Source organism: Amycolatopsis sp. NPDC024027, from assembly GCF_040638975.1.
GTDB lineage: Bacteria > Actinomycetota > Actinomycetes > Mycobacteriales > Pseudonocardiaceae > Amycolatopsis.
Window position 1 is genome coordinate 102,212 of record NZ_JBEZYY010000024.1, and the last position, 24,410, is coordinate 126,621.

Sequence of the window (24,410 nt, forward strand, 5' to 3'; positions counted from 1 at the left end):
TCGACGTCGACGACCCCTCGAAAGGAAATACGGCCGCAACCGGAAACTGGTTCGGTTCGGACGCCGATTTCCGGGAATTCTCACCCCCCGGACAACGTCAGCCCTTCCCGGACGGCGGGGGCGGCGGCGGTGCTTTCCCCGGTGACGAACGCGGGGAACACGGTGCCGGGCTCGGCCGGTCCGCCGTCGAGCTGGCGCACGGCCCGCCGGACGGCCAGTGCCCCCAGTTCGGCCGCCGGGAGCACCACCGCGGCGGGCCGGATCCGCTGCTGCCCGGCCGCGGTGCCCGAGCAGACCGCGACGACGGAGACGTCACCCGGGACCTGCCGCCCGCGCTGCCGCAGGGTGCCCATGACCAGGGGGAGGGCGGCTTCGTCGTGCACGACCAGCGCGGTCGGGCCGCCGTCGGCGAGCAGTTCGCCCAGGCAGCGGGCGACGTCTTCGGCGGCCGGCGCGCAGGGCCGGGAAACCGCTTTCACGCCGCGCTCTGCGGCGGCGGCCTGGAAGCTTTCCGCGAAGCCCTTCAGGTACCGGAGCCGGTGGCCGGGCAGGGTGGCCGACGGCTCGAGGTGGGCGACCGACCGGTGACCCAGGTCGGCGAGGTGGGTGAGGCAGGCCCGGCCGGCCGGCGCGAAGTCGAGCGTCACCGAAGCCAGCCCGCGGTACTGCCCCGGCGCACCGACCAGCACCGCGGGGCGGCCGGAGGCCAGCAGGACGGGCACGCGCGGGTCGTCGTCGCCGGCGTCCAGCACGATCACCGCGTCGGCCAGTGCGGCCGACGTCACCCGGTGCAGGCCCGAAGTGCCGTCGTCGTCGGTGACCAGGAGCAGGTCGTAGCCGAGTTCGCGGGCCGCGCCCGCGGCCGCGGAGAAGAACTCCATCTCCATGCCCAGCTGCCGGTCGCCAAGCGGCGGCACCGCCACCGCGAGGACGCCGGCGCGGGGGGACGGCGAGCCGCCGCGGCGCCGGTAGCCGAGGGTGCGGATGGTTTCCTCGACCCGGCGCCGGGTGGCCGGCGAGATCGTCCGCTTCCCGGTGATCACGTAGGACACCGTGCTCGCCGAGACACCGGCCGCGTTCGCCACGTCGGTGATCGTCACCGCGCCGCGGCCGCCGCCCGACGGCTCGTCCGCCACGTCGCGGAAATTCGTCATCTTGGTGAGGACTTTCTCGAGACCCATTGTCCGATCCGTTGTCCGGCCGGAAGTTAGCGCTAACAAGAAGGGGTGGATGTCGACCTTAATGCCGGTCAACGCGGCTGGTCAAGCCACCTTCGTCGGATGATCGAAAACGGCTCGACGCCGATTCATTCCCCAGGACGGCAGTCGGTCACCGGCATCCCGCGGTTGCCGCCGCGGGCCAGGGCGATGAAGCCGAAGGTGGTCGATTCGCCCGGCTTCAGCACCGCATTCCACTCGGCGTTCGCGATCGCCGCGGTGGCGCCGGTCCGCACGAGCCTGCCGTTCCAGAGGTCGTCGATGCTCGTCCCGGCGGGGGCCGGCCAGCTGACCGTCCACCCGCTGACTTCGGCCCGCCCGCTGTTGCGGACGGTCACCAGCCCCTGGAAGCCGCCGTCCCACGACTTCACCACCTGGTAGCGCGCGGCGCAGCCGGCGGGTCCCGGGTCCCGGGACGCCGTCGGCGTCGCCGACGGGGTCGTGGACGGCGCCGAAGCGAGCTGGGCCGCCGCGCTCGCGGGCTCCCGGCCGGGCGGGATCGACGTCGTCGCCGCCACCACGGCGGCCGCTGTCAACGCCAGCGCCGTCCCGGCGAAGGCCAGCCGGGAGCGGCGCCGGCGCGCCGGCGCGGGAACGCGGTCCGCCGGGGCCGCCACCGGGGCCACCCCGGGCGCGGTGGCCCGGGTCAGCAGCCGCGCCGCCCCGGCCATCGTGGGGCGGGCGGCCGGATCCCGGTGGAGCAGCCGGAGGACGGCGTCGGTGACCGGACCGCTGGTGACGGGCGGGGTGACGGTGCCGGCACCGACGCGTTTGAGCAGGGCCAGCTGGTTTTCGTCGGTGCCGAACGGCGGCCGCCCTTCGAGCGCGGTGTAGAGCGTCGCGCCGAGCGAGTAGACGTCGGACGGGAAGCCGGGTTCGTCGCCGTCGGCGACTTCCGGGGCGAGGTAGGCCGGCGTGCCGACGACCAGCCCGCGGCCGGTGGCAGTGCCTTCGCCGCGCGCGTGGGCCACCCCGAAGTCGGTGATCTTCGCCGCGCCGTCGGTGGTGACCAGGACGTTGTTGGGGCTGATGTCGCGGTGCACCACGCCTTCCGCGTGCGCCGCGGCCAGCGCCGAGGCGAGCTGGGCGCCCAGTTCGGCCACGTGCTCCGGCACCAGCGGGCCGTGCTCCTCGAGCAGCTCGGTCAGCGTGCGGGCCGGCAGGTACTCCATCGTGATGTAGGCCGCGGACCCCTGCTCGACGACGTCGTACACGACGACCGCGTGCGGGTGGCGCAGCCGGGCGGTGACCCGGGCCTCCCGGATCGTCCGGTCGCGCGTGCGCTCGGCGGCCGCCGGGTCGGCGGGGGAGTCGGGGAAGAGCTGCTTGATCGCGACCAGCCGGTCGAGCCGCTCGTCCTTCGCCCGCCACACGGTCCCCATCGCGCCGTGACCCGCCCGGCCCAGCACGCGGTACCGGCCGGCGATCACTGCCCCTTCGTGCACGGGCACGCTCCCCTCCGTCGTTTCCGTCATCGGGGAACACGGCCGGTTCCGGCGCGCAGTTCGGCTCGTCGGACCAATTCACTCACCTGGGTGGGGGTACGAAATGCGTTCGACGTATTCGTTCCGGATGCCGGAAACAGCCACTACGGAAGAATCGGCAATTCGGTTGTGACGGAACGATAACGGTCTCACTGCGTCCGGCAGCTGAGGGCCGGGACGCCCGGGTGGCCGTCGGCGATGTCCTGGTTCAGCCCGAACGAAGCCGAACCGTCCGGCTCGACGAGGGCGTTCCAGCCCGCGTCGGTGACCGTCACCGACGAACCGGCCTGGGTCAGGGTGCCGTTCCACAGGTCCCGGATGCCGGCCCCGCCGGGCTGCACCCAGCTCACCGTCCAGCCGGTGAGCCGCGTCGCCCGGTCGTTGTGCACGGTCACCTGCGCCTGGGCCCCGCCCGGCCAGGCGTTCGTGACCTCGTAGCGCGCGGTGCACCCGGAGGTCGCGGCCGGAGCCGGCGGTGTGGAGCGCCGCGCCGTCCCTTCGGACGCGCGGCCCGGCACCGGCGCGGGCGCCGTGGTGGTGCTGCTGACCGTGTGGTCGGCGGTGATCGTCGTGGGCAGGTGCTCGATGGGCGCCGCGGTGGTGGTCGCGGGCCGGTCGGCGAGGGCGAGGCCGGCCGCCACGCTCACCGACGTCAGGCACGCCGCGGCCCCGATCACGGTGGCGCGGCGGAGCCGGGACCGCCGGCGCGGGGCCGGCACCGGCCTGCCGACGGCGGCCAGCAGGTCCACCGTCTCCTGCATGGACGGGCGCACGGCCGGATCGCGTTCGAGCATCCGCAGCAGCACGGCGGTCAGCGGGCCGCCGTGGACCGGCGGGGTGAGCTGGTTCTCGGTGATCCGCCGCAGCAGGGTGATCGGGTCGTCGCTGGTGCCGAACGGCGGGGTGCCCTCCAAGGCGGTGTAGAGCGTGGCGCCGAGCGAATAGACGTCGGACGGCAGCCCCGCTTCGCCACCCCGCGCGACTTCCGGAGCCAGGTAGGGCAGCGTGCCGACGACGACGCCTTCGTCGGCGGCCGGGTGCTCGCCGAGCGCGCGCGACACGCCGAAGTCGGTGATCCGGGCGGTGCCGTCGTCGGTGACGAGCACGTTGTTGGGCGTGACGTCCCGGTGCAGGATCCAGTCGCCGTGCGCGGCGGCCAGTGCCGCGCCGATCTGCCGCCCGAGCCGCAGCACGTCGCACCGGGGCAGCGGCCCGCGTTCGACGAGGAGGTCGGTCAGGGAACGGGCGGGCACGTACTCCATGACCAGGTACATCGAGCCGGCGTCCTCGAACACGTCGTACACCGCGACGGCGTGCGGGTGCCGCAGCCGGGACGCCAGCCGCGCCTCCCGGATCGCCCGCTCGCAGACGTCGCCGCCCATGCCCGGCTCGTGCAGGAACTGCTTCACGGCCACGACGCGGTCCAGCCGCTCGTCCTTGGCTCGCCACACCAGGCTCATCGCGCCGCGGCCGAGGTGCCCCAGTAGCCGGTACCGCCCGTTGACGAGCTGTTCCTCGAAAGCCACCCGTACCCCTGCGTCGGTCGGTGAAACGATGAACTTTTTAGCAGAAGAAGGGCGTCCGGTGGGCTTCGGGACCGAGGGGATCTCCGAACCGTTATCCGGCTCGGCGGCGGCGCATTCGGGAATTCGCCGCCCCGCGAGTCCGAATTCGACGAATTCGGTGTCGGCGCGGAACCCGCCGCCGGACAGGCGTACCGTGTGGGGCATCGCGGTTCAACAGGCAGCCGCCCGCCAGTTCCCCGCGCGCCGTCCCGCGGGTGCCGTCCCTCGCTTCGAGGAGGCCTGTGTGCTCGACCAGATCGCCGCTCCGCAGTTCCGCGTCGACGTCCCGTCCGCGATGACCCTGCGGGTGACCGCCACGGCGGAGGCGACGGTCGTCGCGATCCGCGGCGAAATCGACCTGCCGGTGCTGAGCCGGCTCCGGACGCGGCTCGGCGAGGAGATCGACCTCGCCCCGCGAGCCCTGGTGGTCGATCTGCCGGGAGTGTCGTTCTGCGGCGCGGGCGGGATCACGGAGCTGCTGGTGGCGGCCTCCGAGGCGCACGTGAGCGGGGTGCCCTTCGCGATCGCGGGGGCCGGCCGGGCGGTGCGGCGGCCGATCCGGGTACTGGGACTGGAGCAGCTGCTGCCGATCCACGAGAGTGTCGAGGCGGCGCTGGATTGGCTGGCCGTGCTGCCCCGGTTGCGGGGGAGCGGCCGGGACTGACCGCGGCTCGGCCAGGCGGCGGCCGTGACCGCGGCCGTCATCGCCGGTTCGCGCGCTCCCGCTGGGGCACGACGACGTACCTCGGGTCCTTTGTGGACTCCACGCCCGCCTCGAACACCCCGAAGCGCTGCAACGCGCTCCCGGCGAACAGCGCCGCTCCGGCCGTCACCGAGACCGCTCGGCTGCGGTGCCCGAGCACCGCGCCCAGCAGGCCCGCCGCGGTCAGGCGCTCCGACCACTTCCGCAGCCGGTGCGCCTTGCCCGTCGTGTACGCCTCCGCCGTGAGGCCGAACCGGTTCTCCAGCACCTTCGACGCCACCAGTTCCGTCGCGGCGCCGAAGACCGCCAGCGCCCGCGCCGGGCCGGCCTCCTCGACCGGGACCAGCGCCATCGCGAAGCCGCCCGAACTCGCCGCCGCCGAGCCGGTGAACACGAACGGCAGCTCGGCGTGGGCCTCGTGCCAGGCCGGGACCGCCGTCTGCGACAGCAGCACCGCCGTGTACGACGCGACGGCGGGCGCGATGACCGCCGAGGCCAGTCCGGCGGGCCGGGCGGCCGCGCGCAGGAGCCGGCCGGGCAGCGCGCGGCGCAGCCCGGCGGGCAGCACCTCGGCGGCCGCGGCCACGCCCACCCCCGGGCCGAACGCGCTCAGGATCCAGGTGCCCACGCTCATCGGCGACGTCGGCTTCGCGACGCGCAGCATGTGGTGGAACCGTTCCGGCCGGCCGAGGTCGGCCACCAGCAGGTAGACGCTGGCGAGCAGCGCCGCCAGCGAACCCGTGCGGCCCACCCGGCGCAGCGCGGGCCGCCCGGTCACGTCGGCTCCCGCGGCCAGCAGCGACGTGCCCGCCGCGAGCCCGCCGGTGAACAGGTACGCCGGCACCTTCCACTCCCACACCGGCGGCTTGAGCACCGGCCGCCCGTAGTAGGACCGGAACTCGGCGCGGGGCACCATCAGCTCTTCCCCGGACCCACCGCGCTTGCGGCGGCCGGACCCGCGGGCCCGGGTGTCGTCGCGCGGGCTCACCGGCGCTTCCTTCCGAACGACCCGAACGACGCGACCGCGGCGGCGAGCAGCGCCGAGGCCGCCATCCCGGCGTACTTCCACATCGCGGGCAGCTCGCGGGTCGGCACCACCGGATCCGGCGGCAGCCCGTAGACCTCGGGTTCGTCCAGCAGCAGGAAAAAGGCGCCGTTGCCGCCGACGCCGTCGGACGGGTCGTGCCCGTAGAGCCGCGCCTCGGGCACGCCGCGCTCGTGCAGGTCCTCGACGCGGCGGGCCGCCCGTTCACGCAGCTCGTCGAGTTCGCCGAACTGGATCGAGTCGGTCGGGCAGGCCTTGGCGCACGCCGGTTCGAGGCCGTCGTGGAGCCGGTCGTAGCAGAGCGTGCACTTCTGCGCCCGCCCATCGTCCGGGCGGCGGTCGATGACGCCGTACGGGCAGCCCGAGACGCAATAGCCACAGCCGTTGCAGATGTCCTGCTGCACGACGACCGAGCCGAACTCGGTGCGGAACAGCGCGCCGGTCGGGCAGACGTCGAGGCAGCCGGCGTGGGTGCAGTGCTTGCACACGTCCGAGGCCATCAGCCAGCGGAAGTCCGTCCGGCCCTCGGCCCCGGTCGTCGCGCCGGGCAGGTCGAACGACGGCATGCCGAGGTCTTCGGGAGCCCGCGGGAGGGGAGAGGTGCCCAGGCCGCCGCCGCCCCGCGGCGCCTCCCGCAGCTCCTCGGCGACGAAGGCGGTGGTCACGTCGATCGCGGACGGCCCGGTCGGCAGCCCCTCGAGCCCGGGCGACTGGCCGCCGAGCGGGCGCTGCTGCTCGATGAAGGCCACGTGCCGCCACGAGTTCGCGCCGAGCGCGCCGGTGTTGTCGAACGACATGCCGAGCAGGTCGAGCCCGTCTTCGGGGACGGCGTTCCACTCCTTGCAGGCGACTTCGCAGGCCTTGCAGCCGATGCACACGGACGTGTCGGTGAAGAACCCCACGCGCGGTGGGTGCCCGGTGTGCCCGGCTTCGCCGGCGACGTCCGGCAGCGGCCCGGAGAGCCGGTTCTCGACGCTCATGGACGGTCCTCCTCGGCGTGGCCGGGTTCGACGTGCTCGGTGTCGTGCGCGGTGGCGACCCGGGTACCCGTTTCCGGCGTGATGCCCGCCCGGGCGCGGTACTCCTCGAGCAACGCGAGCAGCTCGGCACCGCGCGGCCGCCGCCCGGGCCGGACGTCGCAGGTGGCGACCTTGCTCTCCTGGATGAAGACGTTCGGGTCCAGCACCACGCCGAAGAGGTCGTTGACGACGTCCCGCGAGACCAGCCCGGAGCCGCCCCAGTGGTAGGGCATCCACACCTGGTGCACGACCCGGTCCTGCACCCGCAGCGGTGCCATCCGGTCGGTCACGAACACCCGCGCCTCGACGGCCGCCCGCGCGGTGACGACGTGCGCCCAGCCCAGGTGCGCCAGCCCGCGCAGCTTCGCGAGCTCGGGGGAGACCTCGACGAACAGGTCCGGCTGCAGCTCCGACAGGTAGGGCAAGGTCCGGCTCATCCCGCCCGCGGTGTGGTGCTCGGTCAGCCGCGCGGCGGTGAACACGAACGGGAACACCTCGCCCCCGGTCTCGGGCGGCGACGGGTGCGACGGGTTGTCCCGGCGGCCGTAGACCTTCCGCGCCGGGTTCGCCTGCTGCGCGTAGAAGGGGTTCCGGAACGGCGATTCGTGCGGCTCGTAGTGCGTCGGCAGCGGCCCGTCGGCCAGCCCCGACGGCGCGAACAGCCACGCCTTGCCGTCCGACTGCATGATGAACGGGTCGTCCCCGCGCAGCGCGGCCGGCCCCACGGCGTCCGGCGGCGGGACGTGGTCCGGCGGCTTGGTCTTTTCGAAGTCGGGGACGTCGTGGCCGGTCCATTCGCCGCGATCGGCGTCCCACCAGATCAGGGCCTTGCGTTCGCTCCACGGCCGCCCTTGCGGGTCGGCCGACGCACGGTTGTAGAGCACCCGCCGGTCCATCGGCCACACCCAGCCCCACTCGTGGGCGTAGAAGTCCTGCTCGAAGCGGGACTTGCGGCGAGCGGCCTGGTTGACGCCGTCGGCGTAGACGCCGCTGTAGATCCAGCAGCCGCAGGAGGTGCTGCCGTCGGCCTTGAGGTCCAGGTAGCCGCCGACCTCCTTGCCGGTGGTGAGGTCCTGGCCGTTGATCCGCCGCAGCACGTCCTCGGCGGAGGGTTCGTCACCGTGCACTTCGTAGTCCCAGGCCAGGTCCAGCACCGGCCGGTCGCGCTCGTCTTCCGAGCCCGCCAGCCGCTCGCGGACGAGCCGGCCGAGGTGGTGGAAGAACCACAGCTCCGAGCGCTGGTCCCCGGCCGGCTCGACGGCCTTTTCGCGCCACTGCAGCATGCGCTGGGTCTGGGTGAACGTCCCCTCCTTCTCGACGTGCGAGGCGGCGGGGAAGAAGAACACCTCGGTGCGGCACTGCTCCGGCACGATCTCGCCGGTTTCGATCTCCGGCGCGTCCTTCCAGAAGGTGGCGCTCTCGATCATCGTCAGGTCCCGGACGACCAGCCAGTCGAGGTTGGCCATGCCGAGCCGCTGCAGCCGGCCGTGCGCGGACCCGACGGCCGGGTTCTGCCCGAGCAGGAAGTAGCCGGAGACCTTGCCGTCGACCATGTCCATGACCGTGCGGTAGGTGCCGTGGTCGCCGTTGATCTTCGGCAGGTAATCGAAGCAGAAGTCGTTGTCCGGCGTGGCTTTCTCGCCCCAGTACTCCTTGAGCAGCGACACGGTGTAGGCGTCGGCGTTGCGCCAGAAGCCCTTCTGCTTGTCGCCGCGGACGCTGTCGAGGTAGCCGGCCAGCGTGGCCTGCTCGGGGGTGGGCATCGGCAGGTAGCCGGGCAGCAGGTTGAACAGCGTCGGGATGTCGGTCGAGCCCTGGATGCTGGCGTGCCCGCGCAGCGCGAACACCCCGCCACCGGGCCGCCCGATGTTGCCGAGCAGCAGCTGGATGATCGAGCCCGCGCGGATGTACTGGGCACCGACGCTGTGCTGCGTCCAGCCGACGCTGTAGACGAGCGCGGCGGTGTGCTCCCGGCCGGAGTTGCGCGTCCAGGCGTCACAGACCCGCTGGAAGAGTTCCTTCGGCGTGCCGCAGGTGGCCTCGACCATTTCGGGCGTGTAGCGGGCGAAGTGGCGCTTGAGGATCTGGAACACGCAGCGCGGGTGCCGCAGCGTCGGGTCGGCGGCGATCTCCTCGCTGCCGCCTTCGAGCACCGGGCCGCCCGAGCCGTGCTGGTCGGACGCCGAGGTCTCCTTGCCGTGCCCGCCGCTCCCGGCCGGCGGGATGCTCTCGTAGTGCCAGGTCGACGGGTCGTAGGCGGCCTTGGCTTCGTCGTAGCCGCTGAAGAGGCCGTCGAGGTCCTCGGTGTCCTGGTAGTCCTCGGACACCAGGAAGGAGGCGTTGGTGTAGGCGACCACGTACTCGCGGAAGTCGAGGTCGTTGCTCAGGATGTGGTTGATCACCCCGCCGAGGAACGCGATGTCGGTGCCGGCGCGCAGCGGGACGTGGGCGTCGGCGAGCGCGCTCGTCCGGGTGAAGCGCGGGTCGATGTGGAACACCTCGGCCCCGCGGGCCTTCGCCTCCATCACCCACTGGAACCCCACCGGGTGCGCCTCGGCCATGTTCGAGCCCATGATGACCACGCAGTCGGAGTTCTGCAGGTCCTGCTGGTAGTCCGTCGCGCCACCGCGACCGAAGGAGGTCCCCAGACCGGGAACCGTGGCGGAGTGTCAAATCCGGGCCTGGTTCTCGATCTGGATCGCGCCCAGCGCCGTGAAGAGCTTCTTGATCAGGTAGTTCTCTTCGTTGTCCAGGGTGGCACCGCCGAGGCTGGCCAGCCCCATGGTGCGCCGCAGGGGCTTCCCGTGCTCGTCGGCGTCCTGCCAGCCCTTCCGGCGGGCGTCGAGCACGCGGTCGGCGACCATCTCCATGGCGGTGCCGAGGTCCAGCTCGGTCCATTCGGTGGCGTAGGGCGCGCGGTAGCGGACCTTCTGCTCGCGCTGCGGGCCGGTGACCAGCTGCTTGCTCGCCGAGCCCTTGGGACAGAGCCGGCCGCGGGAGATGGGGCTGTGCGGGTCGCCTTCGATCTGGACGACCTTCTCGCCGGAGACGAAGACCTGCTGCCCGCAGCCGACGGCGCAGTAGGGGCAGACGGACCTGGCCACCCGGTCGGCGCTCGCGGTGCGCGGAGCGAGGGCTTCGGAGTGCGGGGATTCGGCGGCCTTGCCCCGGCCGAGGGGGTCGGTGCCGGTGAGCTGCCGGTAGACGGGCCAGGATTCGAGCCACTTCCGTGGTCCCACCACTCACCTCCCGACCGCGACGCTTCCGCGGGCCGACTACCCGCGGCTTTCCGAGCCTAAACCGGCTCGGCGGGTTCCAGCGCCGTGAATGACTCATTCCTGGCGTCCGACGCCAGGAATGAGTCATTCACGGCATTTTGCCGGTCGTCAGGTCGAGAACGGCGACGACGCACCCTCGGCGCGGGTGCGGCCGCGACGGCCCGCGGCGGCGAGGGGCTGGGCGATGTCCTCCAGGGACTTGCCTTCCGCGTCCACCGCCAGGAACCGGGCCACCAAGCCGCCCGCGATCATCACGGCCGCGCCCAGCAGGTAGCCGATGAACAAGCGGACCGGGTGATCGCCCGTGCCGATCAGGGCGCCGTAGATCACCGGGCCCAGTGCGCCGAAGCACTGCGCGATCGCGAAGAACACCGCGATCGCCTTCGCCCGGACTTCCAGGGGGAAGATCTCGCTCACCGTCAGGTAGCCCGCGCTCGCGCCGGCGGAGGCGAAGAAGAAGATCACGCACCACGCGATCGTCTGCGTGATCGCGTTGAGCGCGCCCGCGTAGAACAGCACCGCCGTGACCGCCAGCAGGACACCCGACACGATGTACGTCCCGGAGATCATCTTGCGCCGGCCGAGGGTGTCGAACAGGTGGCCGATCGTGAAGGGGCCCACCAGGTTGCCCACCGCGAACGCGATCAGGTAGATCGGCGTCGCCTCGGACGACACCCCGTAGAACTTGCCGAGCACCAGCGTGTAGGTGAAGAAGATCGCGTTGTACAGGAACGACTGGCTGATCATCAGCGACGCGCCCAGCACGGCCCTCGACGGGTAGTCGCGGAACAGCACCCTGGCCAGGGCGACGTACCCGATCCGCTCGGCGGGTGTCACCTCGATCGCCTTCTTCTCGTCGACCGGCGGCAGGCTGCGGCCGGTGTGCTCGACCTCCTGCTCGATCTGGGTGATCGACTCCTCGGCCGCCTCCGCCTTGCCGTGCATGATCTGCCACCGCGGGCTCTCCGGCAGGTGCCGCCGCACCAGCAGGATCACCAGCCCGAGCACCGGCCCGATGAGGAAGCCCAGCCGCCAGCCCAGGGAGAGGTCCATCCGGTTGAGCAGGATGTAGGTCCCGATCGTCCCCAGCACGGCCCCGGCCCAGTAGGTGCCGTTGACCGCGATGTCCACCCGGCCCCGGTAGCGGGCCGGGATCAGCTCGTCGATCGCCGAGTTGATGGCCGCGTACTCGCCGCCGATGCCCATGCCGGCCACGAACCTCGTCGCGTAGAGGAAGATCACCCAGCCCGCGCCGTTGCCGAGGGTCAGCGCCGTCAGGCCGCTGCCCACGAGGTAGACGGCCAGGGTCAGCATGAACAGGTTCCGGCGGCCGAGCTTGTCGGAGAGGCTGCCGAAGAACAGCGCCCCGACCACCTCGCCGGCCAGGTAGATCGTCGCCAGCAGCCCGACGGCCGCGGACGACATGTGCAGCGTCTCGGGCTTGGTGAGCGTGTCGGCGACCGCGCTGGCCACCGTGATCTCCAGGCCGTCGAGGATCCAGGCCACCCCCAGGGCGACCACCATCCGGGTGTGGAACGGGGACCAGGGCAACCGGTCGATGCGTGCCGGGATGAGCGTGCGCACCCCGGTGGACGCCGGATCGGGTGTTGCCGGCATGACAACCTCCTTGTGAGCAGATCGCTCAGCGTGACTTCCCCCGTCCTGCCCTGGCGAAACACGATCGGGTCGAACCGCGCGGTCACGGCTTGTGATCAGCCGGATACGCTCATTAATCTGGCGTGCGCGCGGGTCGTGCAGGGGCCGCAATGCCTGTTCGTGCCGGCCTTCGACGAAGATGGGGAGTTTTCGCGTGGCGTCCTTCGGTGCCCCGCCGGGGCGGTTGCGGGTCTCGTGCTCGCACGGTGAGCCGGTGCTCCTGGCGTTGACGGGCGAGCTCGACGCCGGGACGGTGCTGGTCGTCGTGGGATCGGTGGCCGCCGCGCTGGCCGGCAGCCCGGAACCGCGGGTGATCGTGGTGGACCTCGCCGGGCTGCACTTCCTCGGCGCGGCGGGCGTTCGCGTGCTGAGCGCGATGACCGACCAGGCCGCCGCCCAGAACGCCCGGCTCCGCGTCGTCACGGGCGAGAACGCGGTGGTGAGCCGGGCGCTGCGGCTGACCGGGGTGGACCGGGTGCTGGACGTCTACCCCGATCGAGGGGCAGCGCTGGATGCCGGCGACGGTCGTGAGTTCCTCCGGCTGACCGCCCGGATGTGGAACAGCTGACCGTCCACAGCGGACGGTCTGCCGGCGGGGTTCCGGGTTCCCGATGACGTCACCTGACGCCCGCTGGCCAAGGCCGCGCGAAAGGTCACTCGATCGCCGTGGTGGGCAGGGGTTTCGAGCCGGTCGGCGAGGTGGCCGTCATGGATGGGGACCGGTATTCGCGCGGCGGTCCGCACCGGGCCGCCGCGCGAAGCTCCTCAGGGCTGACCCTTGGCCGCCGCGAAGTAGGCGTTCGACGGGCCGGTGAACGACAGCACCACGCCGACCACCGCCGCGAGCACCGCCAGGTAGCCGCCGATCGTGCTCTGGCCGATCAGCACCGACAGCAGCTGCAGGGCGGCGAGCACCGTCAGCACGATGCGCGCCCAGTTGCGGCCGGCGCGCAGCTTGAACGCGAACAGCAGGTACAACCCGGCGATGATCACCGCGATCACCATCGCGGTGATGATCGTGACGTTCACCGCCTGGTCGATCTGCGCGTCGGTGAGGTTGCCGCCGCGTTGTCTGTTCGTGTCACGCATGGTGGTGGCGATCTGGTCCCGGTTGCCGAAGAGCAGCAGGCCCCCGATGAGCCCGATCACCGGCGCGACGATGAACGCCCAGAAGGCGCCTTCGACCGTGCCCGGCCGGGCCGGAGCGGGCGCCGGGCCCGTCGAAGCGGACGACTGCGGGTAGTTCGGTGATTCACTCATAAAGGATCAAATAGCACTCTTGCGGGTGACGCGCAGGGCGAACGGGACGGGCGTTCCCGGCCGCCCCTTTTCCGGCACCGGTCCGCACGCGGGAATTCCCCTCCCGGTCGCCGTTCCACAGTGGATTCGCAAGCGGTTCCCGGGCCGGGGAGCGAAAACCCGCAAGATCCGGCGAGGTGCGGTGGTGGTGGCCGCGGCACCTCGTCCGCGCCCGGCCACCCGACGCGGGCCGGTGGTCAGCGGCCGGTGCTGCCGTCGATCAGCTCGCGCAGGATGTCGGCGTGCCCGGCGTGGCGGCCGGTCTCCTCGATCAGGTGAACCAGCGCCCAGCGCATCGATGGTGCGGGGCGGCCGGGCCGGGCCACCGGCCGCGTCAGGTCGGTGCAGGCGTCGATGACCGCGTTCGCCCGGTCGCACGCGGCGCGGTAGTCCGCCACGACCGAGTCGACGGTCTCGTCCGGGCGCGGCCGGAACGTCCCGGGCCAGTCCGCGGTGTCCTCGCCGAGGAACGTGAAGCGTTCGACGTGCGCGAGGTGCCGGACCAGGCCCAGCAGCGACGTGCCCGACGGGACGCCGGGCGTCCGGACCTGCGGCTCCGGCACGTCCTGCGCCTTGGCCACCACGGCGGCCCGCAGGTGGTCGAGGAAACCGCGCAGCACCTCCTTTTCGGCCGGTCCGGTGCGTGGGGGCGGGGTGTCCCGCCGCCGGGTTCGGGGCATGGCCGGGCCTTTCAGTTGGTGCGGCGGATCAGCACGAGGTGGTCGACGACTTCGGCGGTCTGCCCGCCGGGGCCGGTGGCACGGCGGGTGAGGGCGTCGGCGCGCTCGACGGTCCACACCGCCGGATCGAGCGACGGCGCTTCGAGGGGCGGGCAAGCCGCCGGGTCCTGGTTCCACGACCACGGCGCGACGGACCCGTGCTCGACGACCAGGAGCCGGCCGCCGGGGGAAAGCGCTTCCGCGGCCTGCCGCAGCACGCGGTCGCGGGGGAGCGGGAAGGACGTGTGCAGGTAGTGCGCCGAGACGAGGTCGAACGGGCCCGCCGGGAACGTCGCCGCCAGGTCGTGCCGTTCCCCGGTGATCCGGCCGGCGAGCCCGAGGTCCCGGGCGCGGCGGCCGAGGTGGGCGAGGGCGACGGCGGAGATGTCGGCGGCGGTCACCCGCCAGCCGCGCCGGGCCAGCCACAGCGCGTCCCCGCCGGCGCCGGACCCGACGTCGAGGGCCCGGCCCGGGGCCAGCCGGGAGACGACCTCGACGAGCCGGACGTTGGCGCGCGGCTCGCCGCCGGGGAGGTGAGCCGTGTAGTGGCCGTCCCAGAACCGGGACGCTTCGGTGGTGGAGGTGGTCATGGGCCCACCCTGACCCCGCACCGGCGCAACTGGCACGGTTTCTTGCGGTTCCGGCAAGATGGCCGGGGTGAGCGACGACTTCGAGGACGTGCTGCACGCGGTCGGGCCCCGGCTGCGGGCGCTGCGCCGGCACCGCGGGATGACCCTCGCCGACGTCGCGGCCACCACCGGGGTTTCGGAGAGCACGCTGTCGCGGCTGGAAAGCGGACAGCGGCGCGCCAGCCTGGAACTCCTGCTGCCGCTGGCGCGCGCCTACGACGTCCCGCTCGACGACCTCGTCGGCGCACCCCGGACCGGCGATCCCCGCATCCACCTCTCCCCGATCCACCGCCACGGCATGACGTTCGTGCCGCTGTCCCGGCGGCCCGGCGGCATGCAGGCGTACAAGATGATCATCCCCAGCACCGACCGGCCACCGGTGCCGGACCACCAGACCCACGAAGGCCACGAGTGGCTGTACGTGCTCCACGGAAGCCTGCGGCTGGTCCTCGGCGAGCACGACCTGGTGCTGCCCGCGGGCGAGGCGGCGGAGTTCGACACCACGATCCCGCACTGGCTCGGCAGTGCCGACGGAAAGGCGGTCGAGCTGCTGATCCTGTTCGGCCGCCACGGGGAACGCGCGCACCTGCGGGCCCGCGCGCACTGAGAAATTCGCCGCGATCACCCGGCGATTCCGGCTACGCTCGGGCCACCGCGGCGAAGAGGCAGCGCACCACCTGACCCGAGGAGTCACGACATTCCCCGCGAAAGACCCGAACTGTCCGGCCGGGCCGGATGAGCGCGATTTCCGCCGCGGTCCGGGCACTGGCCGGCACGCGCCTGACCGAAGTCCGGCGGGTGGCGAACCTCGCGATCGTCGTGTTCCGTCCCGGCGACGGGCCCGGCTGGACGATCCACGCGCAATGCCCCTTCCGCATCACGCACGGCGACGTGATCCTGCTGGGTTCACGCGACCTGAACTGGCCGCGGGAGCGCGGCACCGACCGTGACGAAGCGTTCGAGAACGGCACCACGAAGTACGACGCGCAGGCGGAATTCCTGACGGCCCGGTTCGCGACGAGCGACTTCCGGGTGACCGGCACGGAACTCGGCCCCGGCGGCCGGCTGGCCGTCGAGGCCACCGGCGACGGCGATCCGATCCGGCTCGAAGTCTTTCCGGACTGTTCGGGGCCGTGGATCGAGAGCTGGCGCCTGTTCGGGCTCGGCGACGGCGAAGGGCACTTCGTGTACCCGGAAGCGGCAGGCCGCGATTGAGCCTCGAGGAAACCGGGTTCGCCCGCGGGACGACGGAAACGCGGCGGCCCGGTCGAGCAGTGGCGGCTGTTCGACCGGGACCCGGTCCGGCCGGGATCCGGCGCCCACCACGTGTACCCGGAAGCGGCCGGCCGGTGAGGTGGGCTGCCATGATCTGTCCCGTCGGACACCGGCCCACGGAGGACGTCGATGACCGCACCCGCTCGTGACGCGCTCCTCGCCGTCGCCGCCCTGCTGGCGCCGGACGCGCCGCGGGTGGCCGAGCACGCCGGCGCCGCCCACGACGATCCCGGCGCTTTCCTGCTGGAGCACGCCGAGCGGCTCGACGAGCGCGGGATCGACGAACCCTTCCCCCTGCTGGCGTGGATCGCGCTGGTGAACGCCCTCGCCGACCACGGGCTGCTCGCCGAAGCCGACTGGAAGGAGTCGCCCGGCGAAATCACCGGCCGGTTGCGGGCCCTGCGGTCCGCGCCGCCGGCCGACGAGCTCTGGACGTCACTGGCCCGGAGTGAGCTGCCCACCTACGAGTTCCTCGAAGCCGCGGGAAAGCGGCTGCACAGCACGGGAACGGCCCTCGCGGTCCTCGACATCGAGTCCGACTGCTACCCGCTCGTCCTCCTGCCCGCCACCCGCGGAGACGACCTCACCGCCTTCGCCGCGGCGGCCGGGTTCAGCGCCGAGGTGCTCGGCCGCTAGGAAGACCCGAGGGCTCCGGCCGATCCGGCGTCAGCGGCAGAAAGCCGTGTCCACCGCGGACACCACCGCCTGGGCCGCCTGGTCGGGGTCGCCGAAGGTGCCCGGCAGTGCCGTCACGGCCAAGCCGACCGAACGGCCGTCGTCCGTGGCGCCGCCGCGGGTTTCGAACCCGTGGATGTCGCCGCCGTGGCCCCAGTACACGCCGCCGCAGCTGAGGGGGACGCTGAACAGGCCCAGTCCGTAGCGCCAGCCCGGCAGCAGGGGCGCGTCGACCGTCTTGCGCATCTCGGCCAGCTGCGGTGCCGGGAGCAGCTTGCCGTCCAGCAGCGCGCGGGAGAACTGCGCGAGGTCGCCCGGGGTCGAGATCAGCTGACCGGCCGCCCAGCCCCACGACGGGTCCAGCTCGGTCACGTCGATCACCTCGCTGCCCGAACGCGCATAGCCGTGCGGGTGCGGGCCCCGGATGGCCTGGTCGCCGACTTCGGGCCAGTACGTGTTGCGCAGGCCCGCTTTCCGGATCACGCGCTCGGTGATCTGCTCCGCCACCGGGCGCCCGGTGACCCGCTCGATCAGCAGGCCCGCCAGCACGTAGTTCGTGTTGCTGTACTCCCACTTCGTGCCGGGGGCGAACTTCGCCGGGTGGGCCAGCGCCAGGGCGAGCAGCTCGTGCGGCTGGAAGTACCGGTGCTGCAGCTTCGCGATGTCGTCCAGCCCGAGGTACTCGGTGTAGTTCGGCAGCCCGCTGGTGTGCTGCAGCAGCTGCCGGACGGTGATCGCCGCCCCGCCGGGCACCAGGCCGGGCAGGTACCGCTCGATCGGCGCGTCCAGTTCCACCTTGCCCTCGGCCACCAGCTGCAGCACGACGACCGCGGTGAACGACTTCGTGTTGCTGCCCGCCCGCACCCGCCCGTCGGCCGGGACCGGCACCCGGCTCCCGAGCCGCGCGGAGCCGGCGACCAGCGACTCCGTGCGGCCGCCGCGGCTCACCGAGGCGAGCGCCGCCGGGAACTGGCCCACCAGCGCGTCGAGTTTCTCCTGGAGGGCGCCGTGGCGGGGCGGCCCCGCCTCGGCCGTCGTGACCGTCGCGCCCAGCAGGCCCGCCACCGCCAGGACCACCACACCCTTGCGCACCAAGGAAGTTGTCATTTTCTCGCTCCTTCGTCACCGGATTCGGACACCGCCCACGATGCCGGGATCCGGTGCGAAGATCAGCAGTGCGGACCACCGGATCCGGGGTAGCGCCAGCGCTACCCCGGCTCCGGTTCCGGTCCGCGGATTACGGCTGCCGCAGGATCGGCAGCGAGGACGTCAGTGCTCCCGCCGCCACCCCCGCGCCGACTCCGGCCCACGCCAGCGGGCCGAGCGGGGTGCAGCCGAAGAACCGGCTCACCCCCGGCGTCTGCACGATCGCCGCCAGCACCAGCGCCGACCCGGCCGCCGTGCCGACCACCAGGGGGCTGCGGCGGCGGCCGCGCAGGGTCTGGGCCAGCTGGGTGCCGACCAGGCCGCACAGCGCCATCGTGCTCGTGCGGCGCACCGTTCCCGGGGTGAACCGCCCGATCAGCCACGCCGTCGTCGCGCCGACGCCCGTCGTCACGCCCCGGCTGGTGATCGCGCGGGTCAGGCCGTCGCCGAGTCCGCCGGGGCCGGAACCGCCGTCGTCGTCCGGGCGGGTGACCGCCACCGCCATCGCCGGGAACAGGTCGGTCAGCAGGTTGACCAGCAGCAGCTGGCGGGTGCCCAGCGGCGAGTCGCCCGACAGCAGCGTGCCCAGCACCGAGAACCCGATCTCGCCCGCGTTGCCGCCGACGAGGATCACCACCGCGTCCGACACGCTGCGCCACAGCGCCCGGCCCTCTGCCACCGCCTCCAGCAGGACGGTCAGGTCCTCGCCGGTCAGCGCGACGTCGGCCGCGGTGCGGGCGGCGGTCGACGCCCGGGCGCGCACGCCGATGCCGACGTCCGCGGCGCGGATGGCCGCCGCGTCGTTCGCGCCGTCGCCGACCATCGCCGTCACCCGCCCGGCTTCGCGCAGCGCCTCCACGACCTGCAGTTTCTGCTCCGGGGCGACGCGGGCGATCACGCCGGCGCCCGACAGCAGCCGGGCCCGGCCGGCCCGGTCGAGGGCGGCGAGCTCGTCGCCGGTGACGACCGGGGCGTCGGACGGCCAGCCGAGCGACGTCGCGATGGCCCGCGCGGTGTTCGGGTGGTCGCCGGTGAGCATCACGGGTGACACGCCGGCCGCGCGCAGCCCGGAGATCAGCGGCCCGGCGGTGGGCCGCAGCGTGTCCGCCAGCCCGAGGAACCCGAGGAACTCCAGGTCCGCCAGCACTTCTTCGTCGTCGCCGTCGAGCGCGGGCGGAGCCTTCCGGGACGCCACCGCCAGCACGCGCAATCCGTTGTCCGCCAACGCTTCCGCGGCGCGGGCCAGCTCGTCCGCGCCGGCGCAGGCGGGCAGCACGACCTCCGGGGCGCCCTTGACGACCAGCGTCACCTCGCCGTCTCCCTCGCGGCCGACGGTCGCCGAGTAGCCCCGGTTCGCCTCGAACGGCTGCCCGGCGAGCTCGGTCCAGCCCTCGTCCGGGCCGGCGGCGTCGAGCACGGCGTGGTCGGTGGCGTGGGCCCGCACGTGGGGGTCGTCGAGCGTGCCCGGGCAGGCCCGCGCGGCGGCCCGCAGCACGGCGTCCCCGGGCCCGGCCTCGCGCGCCTCGCCGCCGGGCCCGGTCGTGGTCACCACCCGCAGCCGGTTCTCGGTCAGCGTGCCCGTCTTGTCGAAGCACACGACGTCCAGGCGTCCCAGCGCCTCCAGCGCCCGGGGCGCGCGGACCAGGATGCCGCGCGCGGACAGCCGCCGGGCCGCCGCCCGCTGGGCCACGGTCGCCACCAGGGGCAGGCCTTCGGGCACCGCGGCGACGGCGATCGCCACGCCACCGGCCAGCGCGCGGCGCAGCGGACGGCCGCGGATCGCCGAGAGGCCGGTGACGAGCGCGCCGCCGAGCATCGTCAGCGGCAGGGCGCGGCGGGTGAGGTCCTGCAGCCGGGCCTGGATGCCCACCGCGGCGGCGGTCCGGGTGGCCAGCTCGACCGCCCGGCCGGCCACGGTCTCCGAGCCGACCGCCACGACGACCGCGGTGCCTTCGCCGCTGACCACCGTGGTGCCGGCGAAGACCAGGCAGCTGCGCTCGGCCATCGGCGCGCCCGGCACCGGGGCGAGCTGCTTGGCGACCGGGAGCGACTCGCCGGTCAGCGCGGATTCGTCCGCTTCGAGGTCGTTGGCGGTCAGCAGCCGGGCGTCGGCCGGGACGACGTCGCCGGCCCGCAGTTCGATCCGGTCGCCCGCCTTCAGCGCCCGCGCGTCGACCACCCCGCCGCCTTCCCGGCGGGCCCGTTGCCGCTCGCCGTCCCGCAGCTTCGCCAGCGCGCGGCGGCCGCGGAACTGCTGCGCGCCGCCGACGACGGCGTTCAGGCCCATCGCCGCGGCCACCAGCAGCGCGTCCACCGGCGAGCCGACCACCGCGGACGCGACCGCGCCGAGGGCCAGCACCGGGGTCAGCGGGTCGTTCAGTTCGGCGACGACGTCGGCGGCGAGGCCCGTCCCGAACCGGACCGGCGCCGCGGCCGGGTGCCGGGCCAGCGCGCCGGCCACCGCCCGCACCCGCCGGGCCGTCAGCTCCCGGTTCGTGGGCTCGGTTTCCGCGTCGGCGAGTCGTCGGAGGACCTCGTCGCCGGTCAGCTCGTGCCAGGCGATCCGCGTGCGGCCGGCCGGAAGCCGGGCGGCGGCCACCCGCGCCGCGGCGAGGGTGCCCATCGCCAGCCCGGTCAGCCCGCCGAGCAGCGCCGGGTCCAGCCGGGGCACGAACGGCACGAGCGTGCGCCGTCGGCGTGACATCAGCAGCAGGCCGCCGATCAGGCTGCCCGCGGTCGCCACCCGGGTGGCCCGCTTGCCGTTCACCCGCGCGGCGCCGGCCGCCCGCAGCACCCGCCACACGCCGGTCAGCCCCGGCCGGACGACCAGGTCGGCGCCCCAGAGCACCGGCGCGTGGCGATCGGCGAGGGCGACGCAGAGGTCGCCGGCGAGCAGGCCCGCCACTTCGTCGCAGTGCGGTGCACACCGCGCGGGCGGGCGGCCGACGGTGAGCACGACCCGGCCTTCGTCCTGCAGCCGTGTCACCAGCTCGAAGAACGATTCCCGGGCGACGTCGTCGGCCAGCGAGGCGAACTCGCCGAGCCGGTCGCGGGCGTCGTCGCCGGCGATGACCACCCGCGCCTCGGCCCGGCGGGCCGCGTCCAGCACGGCTTCGGCGTGCGGATCGAGGCCGTCTTCGCCGTGCAGCGCGTCGGCGTGCAGCACGACGGTGTCCACGGCGTCCAGTGCCTTGAGCCGGTCCGGGTCGCGGACGAGCACGCCTTCGCGGGCGAACGCGGTGCCCATCGCGGTGTGGAAGGCGGTGCCGGCGTACCGGGCCGGCATCGGCGACGCCGCGAGGAACGCTTCGGCGGCTTCGCGGGGATTGCGGCGCACCAGCAGGTCGGCCAGCGCGGCGAGCAGGCCGCTGCCGACGGCGTTGCGGGCGTAGTCCTCCATCGGGATCCGGACCCGGCGCTGCGGCGGGGTCACGCCGAGGCTGGGCCGCTCCGGCGAACAGAGGTCGTCGTGGGCGGCGTCGAACGCGGTGAGCCGGGCGATCGCCTCGGTGAGCTGCCCGGTGCGCAGGAGGGCGTCCAGCACCAGTTCGAGGGGGTCCTGGCTGAGTCCCCGTACCGCGGCGGACACGCCCGAGCGCGCCAGTTCGGCCGTGTACCAGCCGAACTGCTCGTCGAGCGCCGCGCGGACGGCGGGGTGTTCGCGGGCCGCCGCCACCGCGGCGCGGACGGTTTCGTGCAGCCGTCCGGAGCGCACGGCGCGGGTGCCCACCGAGACGCCCAGCCCGGCGACGTCCATCGCCAGGGCGAGCGCCGCGGTCCGCACCCCGTAGGTGTCGCCGGGGTGGGCCGGGGCGCAGTCACCCGGCTCGGCCGGGGCCAGCCCGTGCCGCTCGCAGCGCTCGGCGATCCAGCCGACGACGCGGTCGGCGGCGGCCTCCTCGGCCAGGTGGAGGACCACACTGCCGAGCCCGCCGTCCCAGTAGGCCCCGGCGACGTCGGCGTGGGCGGCCAGCTCGGCGGCGAGCGCGGGCCCGTCGGGGCGGTCGGCGTCCTCCCCGGGCCGCAGGGGGACGTGCAGCCGCCGCCCCGCGCGCCAGACGGCGGAGCGCGGACCCGCGGCGTTGCGCACGACCCGCGCGGCCCGCACGGCCGTGCGGCTGCTCGTCCGGGTCGCTTCCGCGGCCGTCCCGGCTGCCCCCGCGGCCAGTTCCCCGGCGAGCGGAGCGATCGCCGAAACGGCCTTTTTTGCTTGCTGTGTCACGAGAACCGGGCCGGCCAGGGCCAGCGTCATCCCCGCCTTCGTCACCGCGAACACCGCTCCGAGCACTCCGACCTCCGCCTGCCGACCACTTCCGTTCGGCGTTCCCCGGTGGCCGGAGGTCAAAACCCGGCCGCCCTGATCGCGCGACGGAACTGGACCACGGCGGCGCACGGACGTACCCTCGCGCGGTGACGGGGTCGTTCTGGTGGGACCTGCTGCTCGGCGTCACCGCCGCCCTGCTGCTCGCCTGGGCCGCCCTCCTCGTCGCGCTCGTGCTCGTCCGGCCGCGCGGTGGGTTGCTCCGGGAAGCGCTGCGGCTGCTGCCGGACGTGCTGCGGCTGGTCCGCCGGCTGGCCGCGGACAAGACGCTCCCGCGCGGCGTCCGGATCCGGCTCGGGCTGCTGCTGGCCTACCTCGCGCTGCCGATCGACCTCGTGCCGGACTTCGTCCCGGTGCTCGGGTACGCCGACGACGCGATCATCGTCAGCGCCGTCCTGCGCTCGGTGGTGCGCCGCGCCGGGCTCGGTGCCGTGCGTGCTCACTGGCCCGGCACCGATGACGGGTTCGCCGCCCTCACGCGGTTGACGGGGATCCGGCCATTGCCTTGACGTGGGCGTCAACGGCTAGCTTCTCGAGGGTGAAGTTCGGGATCAGTTACAGCACCCCCTTTTTCGGCGCGGACCCGCAGGTGATCGCGGGGTTCGCGCGGGACGCGGAGGAGTGCGGGTTCGAGTCGTTGTACCTGCCGGAGCACGTCGCGCTGTATCCGGGCGCCAAGATCGGGCCGATGGCGCTGCCGCCGTCCCTGCCGTACGCGGATCCCTTGGAGTGCCTGAGCTTCGTCGCCGCCGTCACCAGCCGCATCCTGCTGGGCACCGGTGTCCTGCTGCTGCCGTACCACCACCCGGTGGTGCTGGCCAAGCGGCTGGCGACGGTCGACGTGCTGTCCGGCGGCCGCATGCGGCTGCTCACGGCCGGGGTCGGTGCCCTGCCGGGCGAGGCGCGGGCGGCCGGCGTCGACTTCGCCACCCGCGGCCGCCGGGCGGACGAGGCCATCGACGTCCTGCGGCTGCTGTGGGCGGGCGGCGAAAAGGGAGTCTCCTTCGACGGCGAGTTCTTCCGGTTCGAGGACGTCTGCAGCTTCCCGAAGCCGGTGGGCGTCCGCGAGCTGCCGATCCACATCGGCGGCTCGAGCGCGGCCGCGGCCCGGCGGGCGGGCCGGCGCGGCGACGGGTACTTCCCCGGCGGGGCGCTCACCGCGGACGAGCGCCGTCGCCAGTTCGCCCTCGCCAGGACGACGGCGGAGGAAACGGGCCGCGACCCGGACAGCCTGCAGTACACGCGCTGGGGGAGCCTCGACATGTCCACAGAGGACGTCGAAGCACTCGCCGGGCAAGGGGTGACGCGCCTGGTCGTCACCCCGGGCACGGCCGAGCCCGCGCAACGGCGTGACGAGATGGCCGCGTTCGCCGACCGGTTCGGTCTCAGCTGACGTCGTCCACCAGCGACTCGATGCCCGGCGGCAGGCTCGCCCGCCGGGCCGGGTCGGCCACGAACCCGGCGATCGCCGACCGCAGCGCGCGCACCGCCCGGGTCGGCTCCACGTCCGCCCGGTGGGCCAGCTGCACCACGCGCGTCATCCCCGCCTCGGGGGTGAACCGGGTCCTCCGGAACCGGTCGCCCGCCACCGTGCTCGGGACCACCGCCGCGCCCACGCCCGCGCGCACCAGTTCCAGCACCGCGTCCATCTCGCCGCCCTCGATCGCGAACGACGGTTCGAACCCGGCGGCGCGGCAGGCGTTGACCGTCGCCTCCCGGACGTCGTAGCCGCGGCGGAACATCACCAGCGGGACGCCGGCGAGGTCGCCGATGCCGAGGCGGTCGCCCGCGACCGGGGCGGGAGCGGCGTCCGGGGCCGAGATCACCACCAGCTCCTCGAGCAGCAGCGGTGTCGCCGCCAGACCGGCCTCGGCCGTCGTCCGGGCGCCCGCCAGCAGCGCCAGGTCCAGCGCGCCCTCGGCCAGCCGCTGCCGCAGGTCGCCCGAACCGCTTTCGTGCAGCTCCAGCTGGATGCCCGGGTACCGGCGGCGGAACGCCGCGAGCATCGCGGGCAGCAGGCCCGTGCACAGGCTCGGCGGCGCACCCAGCCGGACGCGGCCGCGATCGAGTTCGTCGAGTTCCCGGATGGCCAGCCGGGCGGTTTCGGTGTCGGCCAGGATCCGCCGCGCGATCGGCAGCAGCGTTTCCCCGGCTTCGGTGAGGGAGACGTTGCCGCGGATCCGGTGGAACAGCGGCGCGCCCAGGTCGTGTTCGAGCGCGCGGATCTGCTGGGACAGCGACGGCTGGGCCACCCGCACCTGCTCGGCGGCCCGGGTGAAGTGCCGGTGCTCGGCGACGGCGACGAAGTAGGCGAGCTGGTGGAACTGCATGGTTCAACGATAGCTGTTGCCTATGGAGAACAGAGCTATCATGTCTTTG

The 24,410-nt window shown here is 73.7% G+C and carries 20 protein-coding genes; 7 read left to right on the forward strand and 13 right to left on the reverse strand.

Annotation, left to right across the window (positions count from 1 at the left end; genetic code table 11):
- Positions 1-80 precede the first annotated feature (80 nt).
- The 3 genes from AB0F52_RS41610 to AB0F52_RS41620 all read right to left on the reverse strand — a co-directional run bounded on the left by AB0F52_RS41610 (position 81) and on the right by AB0F52_RS41620 (position 4,227).
- Positions 81-1,181 (reverse strand): LacI family DNA-binding transcriptional regulator, encoded by a 1,101-nt coding sequence (locus AB0F52_RS41610; protein WP_360183197.1) that lies wholly within the window; start codon positions 1,179-1,181, stop codon positions 81-83.
- A gap of 125 nt (positions 1,182-1,306) precedes the next feature.
- The gene (locus AB0F52_RS41615; RefSeq protein WP_360183199.1) at positions 1,307-2,692 is read right to left on the reverse strand and encodes a serine/threonine-protein kinase; all 1,386 of its coding nucleotides are present in this window, start codon (positions 2,690-2,692) and stop codon (positions 1,307-1,309) included.
- A gap of 158 nt (positions 2,693-2,850) precedes the next feature.
- Complete coding sequence (locus tag AB0F52_RS41620; protein ID WP_360183201.1) at positions 2,851-4,227, reverse strand: protein kinase; 1,377 nt, start codon at positions 4,225-4,227, stop codon at positions 2,851-2,853.
- Positions 4,228-4,510: 283 nt separating this feature from the next.
- On the opposite strand from AB0F52_RS41620, the gene AB0F52_RS41625 reads away from it, so the two are divergent.
- Entirely contained in the window at positions 4,511-4,930 is a 420-nt protein-coding gene (locus tag AB0F52_RS41625; protein WP_360183203.1) for an STAS domain-containing protein, read from the forward strand.
- A gap of 37 nt (positions 4,931-4,967) precedes the next feature.
- Here the strand turns inward: AB0F52_RS41625 and nrfD are convergent, their stop codons facing one another.
- The 4 genes from nrfD to AB0F52_RS41645 form a co-directional block, all read right to left on the reverse strand.
- Positions 4,968-5,885, reverse strand: coding sequence for an NrfD/PsrC family molybdoenzyme membrane anchor subunit (gene nrfD, locus AB0F52_RS41630; RefSeq protein ID WP_360183285.1), 918 nt, complete (start codon positions 5,883-5,885; stop codon positions 4,968-4,970).
- 68 nt (positions 5,886-5,953) lie between these two features.
- Complete coding sequence (locus AB0F52_RS41635) at positions 5,954-6,994, reverse strand: 4Fe-4S dicluster domain-containing protein (protein WP_360183205.1); 1,041 nt, start codon at positions 6,992-6,994, stop codon at positions 5,954-5,956.
- Entirely contained in the window at positions 6,991-10,272 is a 3,282-nt protein-coding gene (gene fdh, locus AB0F52_RS41640) for a formate dehydrogenase (protein WP_360183207.1), read from the reverse strand. The genes AB0F52_RS41635 and fdh overlap by 4 nt, the downstream gene beginning before the upstream one ends.
- A 147-nt stretch (positions 10,273-10,419) precedes the next feature.
- Positions 10,420-11,928, reverse strand: a complete 1,509-nt coding sequence (locus AB0F52_RS41645; RefSeq protein WP_360183209.1) for an MFS transporter — start codon at positions 11,926-11,928, stop codon at positions 10,420-10,422.
- Between the two features lie 193 nt (positions 11,929-12,121).
- On the opposite strand from AB0F52_RS41645, the gene AB0F52_RS41650 reads away from it, so the two are divergent.
- Complete coding sequence (locus AB0F52_RS41650; protein WP_360183211.1) at positions 12,122-12,535, forward strand: STAS domain-containing protein; 414 nt, start codon at positions 12,122-12,124, stop codon at positions 12,533-12,535.
- Between the two features lie 197 nt (positions 12,536-12,732).
- Here AB0F52_RS41650 and AB0F52_RS41655 read toward each other — a convergent pair whose 3' ends face one another.
- From AB0F52_RS41655 to AB0F52_RS41665, 3 genes are all read right to left on the reverse strand, one after another.
- Positions 12,733-13,227, reverse strand: coding sequence for a hypothetical protein (locus AB0F52_RS41655; RefSeq protein ID WP_360183213.1), 495 nt, complete (start codon positions 13,225-13,227; stop codon positions 12,733-12,735).
- Positions 13,228-13,463: 236 nt separating this feature from the next.
- Positions 13,464-13,946, reverse strand: a complete 483-nt coding sequence (locus AB0F52_RS41660) for a DinB family protein (RefSeq protein WP_360183215.1) — start codon at positions 13,944-13,946, stop codon at positions 13,464-13,466.
- A gap of 11 nt (positions 13,947-13,957) precedes the next feature.
- Complete coding sequence (locus AB0F52_RS41665; RefSeq protein ID WP_360183217.1) at positions 13,958-14,575, reverse strand: class I SAM-dependent methyltransferase; 618 nt, start codon at positions 14,573-14,575, stop codon at positions 13,958-13,960.
- Positions 14,576-14,642: 67 nt separating this feature from the next.
- On the opposite strand from AB0F52_RS41665, the gene AB0F52_RS41670 reads away from it, so the two are divergent.
- From AB0F52_RS41670 to AB0F52_RS41680, 3 genes are all read left to right on the forward strand, one after another.
- Positions 14,643-15,221 (forward strand): XRE family transcriptional regulator, encoded by a 579-nt coding sequence (locus AB0F52_RS41670; RefSeq protein ID WP_360183219.1) that lies wholly within the window; start codon positions 14,643-14,645, stop codon positions 15,219-15,221.
- A 128-nt stretch (positions 15,222-15,349) separates the two neighbouring features.
- Positions 15,350-15,829 carry a hypothetical protein gene (locus AB0F52_RS41675; protein ID WP_360183221.1) on the forward strand — a complete coding sequence of 160 codons (480 nt, stop codon included), beginning with the start codon at positions 15,350-15,352 and terminating at the stop codon, positions 15,827-15,829.
- 189 nt (positions 15,830-16,018) lie between these two features.
- Positions 16,019-16,525 carry a hypothetical protein gene (locus tag AB0F52_RS41680; RefSeq protein ID WP_360183223.1) on the forward strand — a complete coding sequence of 169 codons (507 nt, stop codon included), beginning with the start codon at positions 16,019-16,021 and terminating at the stop codon, positions 16,523-16,525.
- Between the two features lie 30 nt (positions 16,526-16,555).
- Here AB0F52_RS41680 and AB0F52_RS41685 read toward each other — a convergent pair whose 3' ends face one another.
- Together AB0F52_RS41685 and AB0F52_RS41690 are read right to left on the reverse strand one after the other, a co-directional pair.
- Entirely contained in the window at positions 16,556-17,671 is a 1,116-nt protein-coding gene (locus AB0F52_RS41685) for a serine hydrolase domain-containing protein (RefSeq protein ID WP_360183225.1), read from the reverse strand.
- A 130-nt stretch (positions 17,672-17,801) separates the two neighbouring features.
- Positions 17,802-21,998 (reverse strand): cation-translocating P-type ATPase, encoded by a 4,197-nt coding sequence (locus AB0F52_RS41690; RefSeq protein ID WP_360183227.1) that lies wholly within the window; start codon positions 21,996-21,998, stop codon positions 17,802-17,804.
- A 122-nt stretch (positions 21,999-22,120) separates the two neighbouring features.
- Between AB0F52_RS41690 and AB0F52_RS41695 the strand changes: the two genes are divergently transcribed.
- Together AB0F52_RS41695 and AB0F52_RS41700 are read left to right on the forward strand one after the other, a co-directional pair.
- On the forward strand, positions 22,121-22,540 hold the full coding sequence (locus AB0F52_RS41695) for a YkvA family protein (RefSeq protein ID WP_360183229.1): 420 nt from the start codon (positions 22,121-22,123) through the stop codon (positions 22,538-22,540).
- Between the two features lie 29 nt (positions 22,541-22,569).
- Positions 22,570-23,424 (forward strand): TIGR03619 family F420-dependent LLM class oxidoreductase, encoded by an 855-nt coding sequence (locus tag AB0F52_RS41700; protein ID WP_360183231.1) that lies wholly within the window; start codon positions 22,570-22,572, stop codon positions 23,422-23,424.
- Here the strand turns inward: AB0F52_RS41700 and AB0F52_RS41705 are convergent.
- Entirely contained in the window at positions 23,417-24,361 is a 945-nt protein-coding gene (locus AB0F52_RS41705) for a LysR family transcriptional regulator (RefSeq protein ID WP_360183233.1), read from the reverse strand. The genes AB0F52_RS41700 and AB0F52_RS41705 overlap by 8 nt on opposite strands.
- Positions 24,362-24,410: the final 49 nt, after the last annotated feature.

Bases quoted from the DNA above. Each gene is read 5' to 3' on its own strand.
- AB0F52_RS41610 (WP_360183197.1), bottom strand. From the start codon at position 1,181: ATGGGTCTCGAGAAAGTCCTCACCAAGATGACGAATTTCCGCGACGTG.
- AB0F52_RS41615 (WP_360183199.1), bottom strand. From the start codon at position 2,692: ATGACGGAAACGACGGAGGGGAGCGTGCCCGTGCACGAAGGGGCAGTG.
- nrfD (WP_360183285.1), bottom strand. From the start codon at position 5,885: ATGGTGCCCCGCGCCGAGTTCCGGTCCTACTACGGGCGGCCGGTGCTC.
- AB0F52_RS41635 (WP_360183205.1), bottom strand. From the start codon at position 6,994: ATGAGCGTCGAGAACCGGCTCTCCGGGCCGCTGCCGGACGTCGCCGGC.
- AB0F52_RS41645 (WP_360183209.1), bottom strand. From the start codon at position 11,928: ATGCCGGCAACACCCGATCCGGCGTCCACCGGGGTGCGCACGCTCATC.
- AB0F52_RS41655 (WP_360183213.1), bottom strand. From the start codon at position 13,227: ATGAGTGAATCACCGAACTACCCGCAGTCGTCCGCTTCGACGGGCCCG.
- AB0F52_RS41660 (WP_360183215.1), bottom strand. From the start codon at position 13,946: ATGCCCCGAACCCGGCGGCGGGACACCCCGCCCCCACGCACCGGACCG.
- AB0F52_RS41665 (WP_360183217.1), bottom strand. From the start codon at position 14,575: ATGACCACCTCCACCACCGAAGCGTCCCGGTTCTGGGACGGCCACTAC.
- AB0F52_RS41675 (WP_360183221.1), top strand. From the start codon at position 15,350: ATGAGCGCGATTTCCGCCGCGGTCCGGGCACTGGCCGGCACGCGCCTG.
- AB0F52_RS41680 (WP_360183223.1), top strand. From the start codon at position 16,019: ATGACCGCACCCGCTCGTGACGCGCTCCTCGCCGTCGCCGCCCTGCTG.
- AB0F52_RS41685 (WP_360183225.1), bottom strand. From the start codon at position 17,671: ATGACAACTTCCTTGGTGCGCAAGGGTGTGGTGGTCCTGGCGGTGGCG.
- AB0F52_RS41705 (WP_360183233.1), bottom strand. From the start codon at position 24,361: ATGCAGTTCCACCAGCTCGCCTACTTCGTCGCCGTCGCCGAGCACCGG.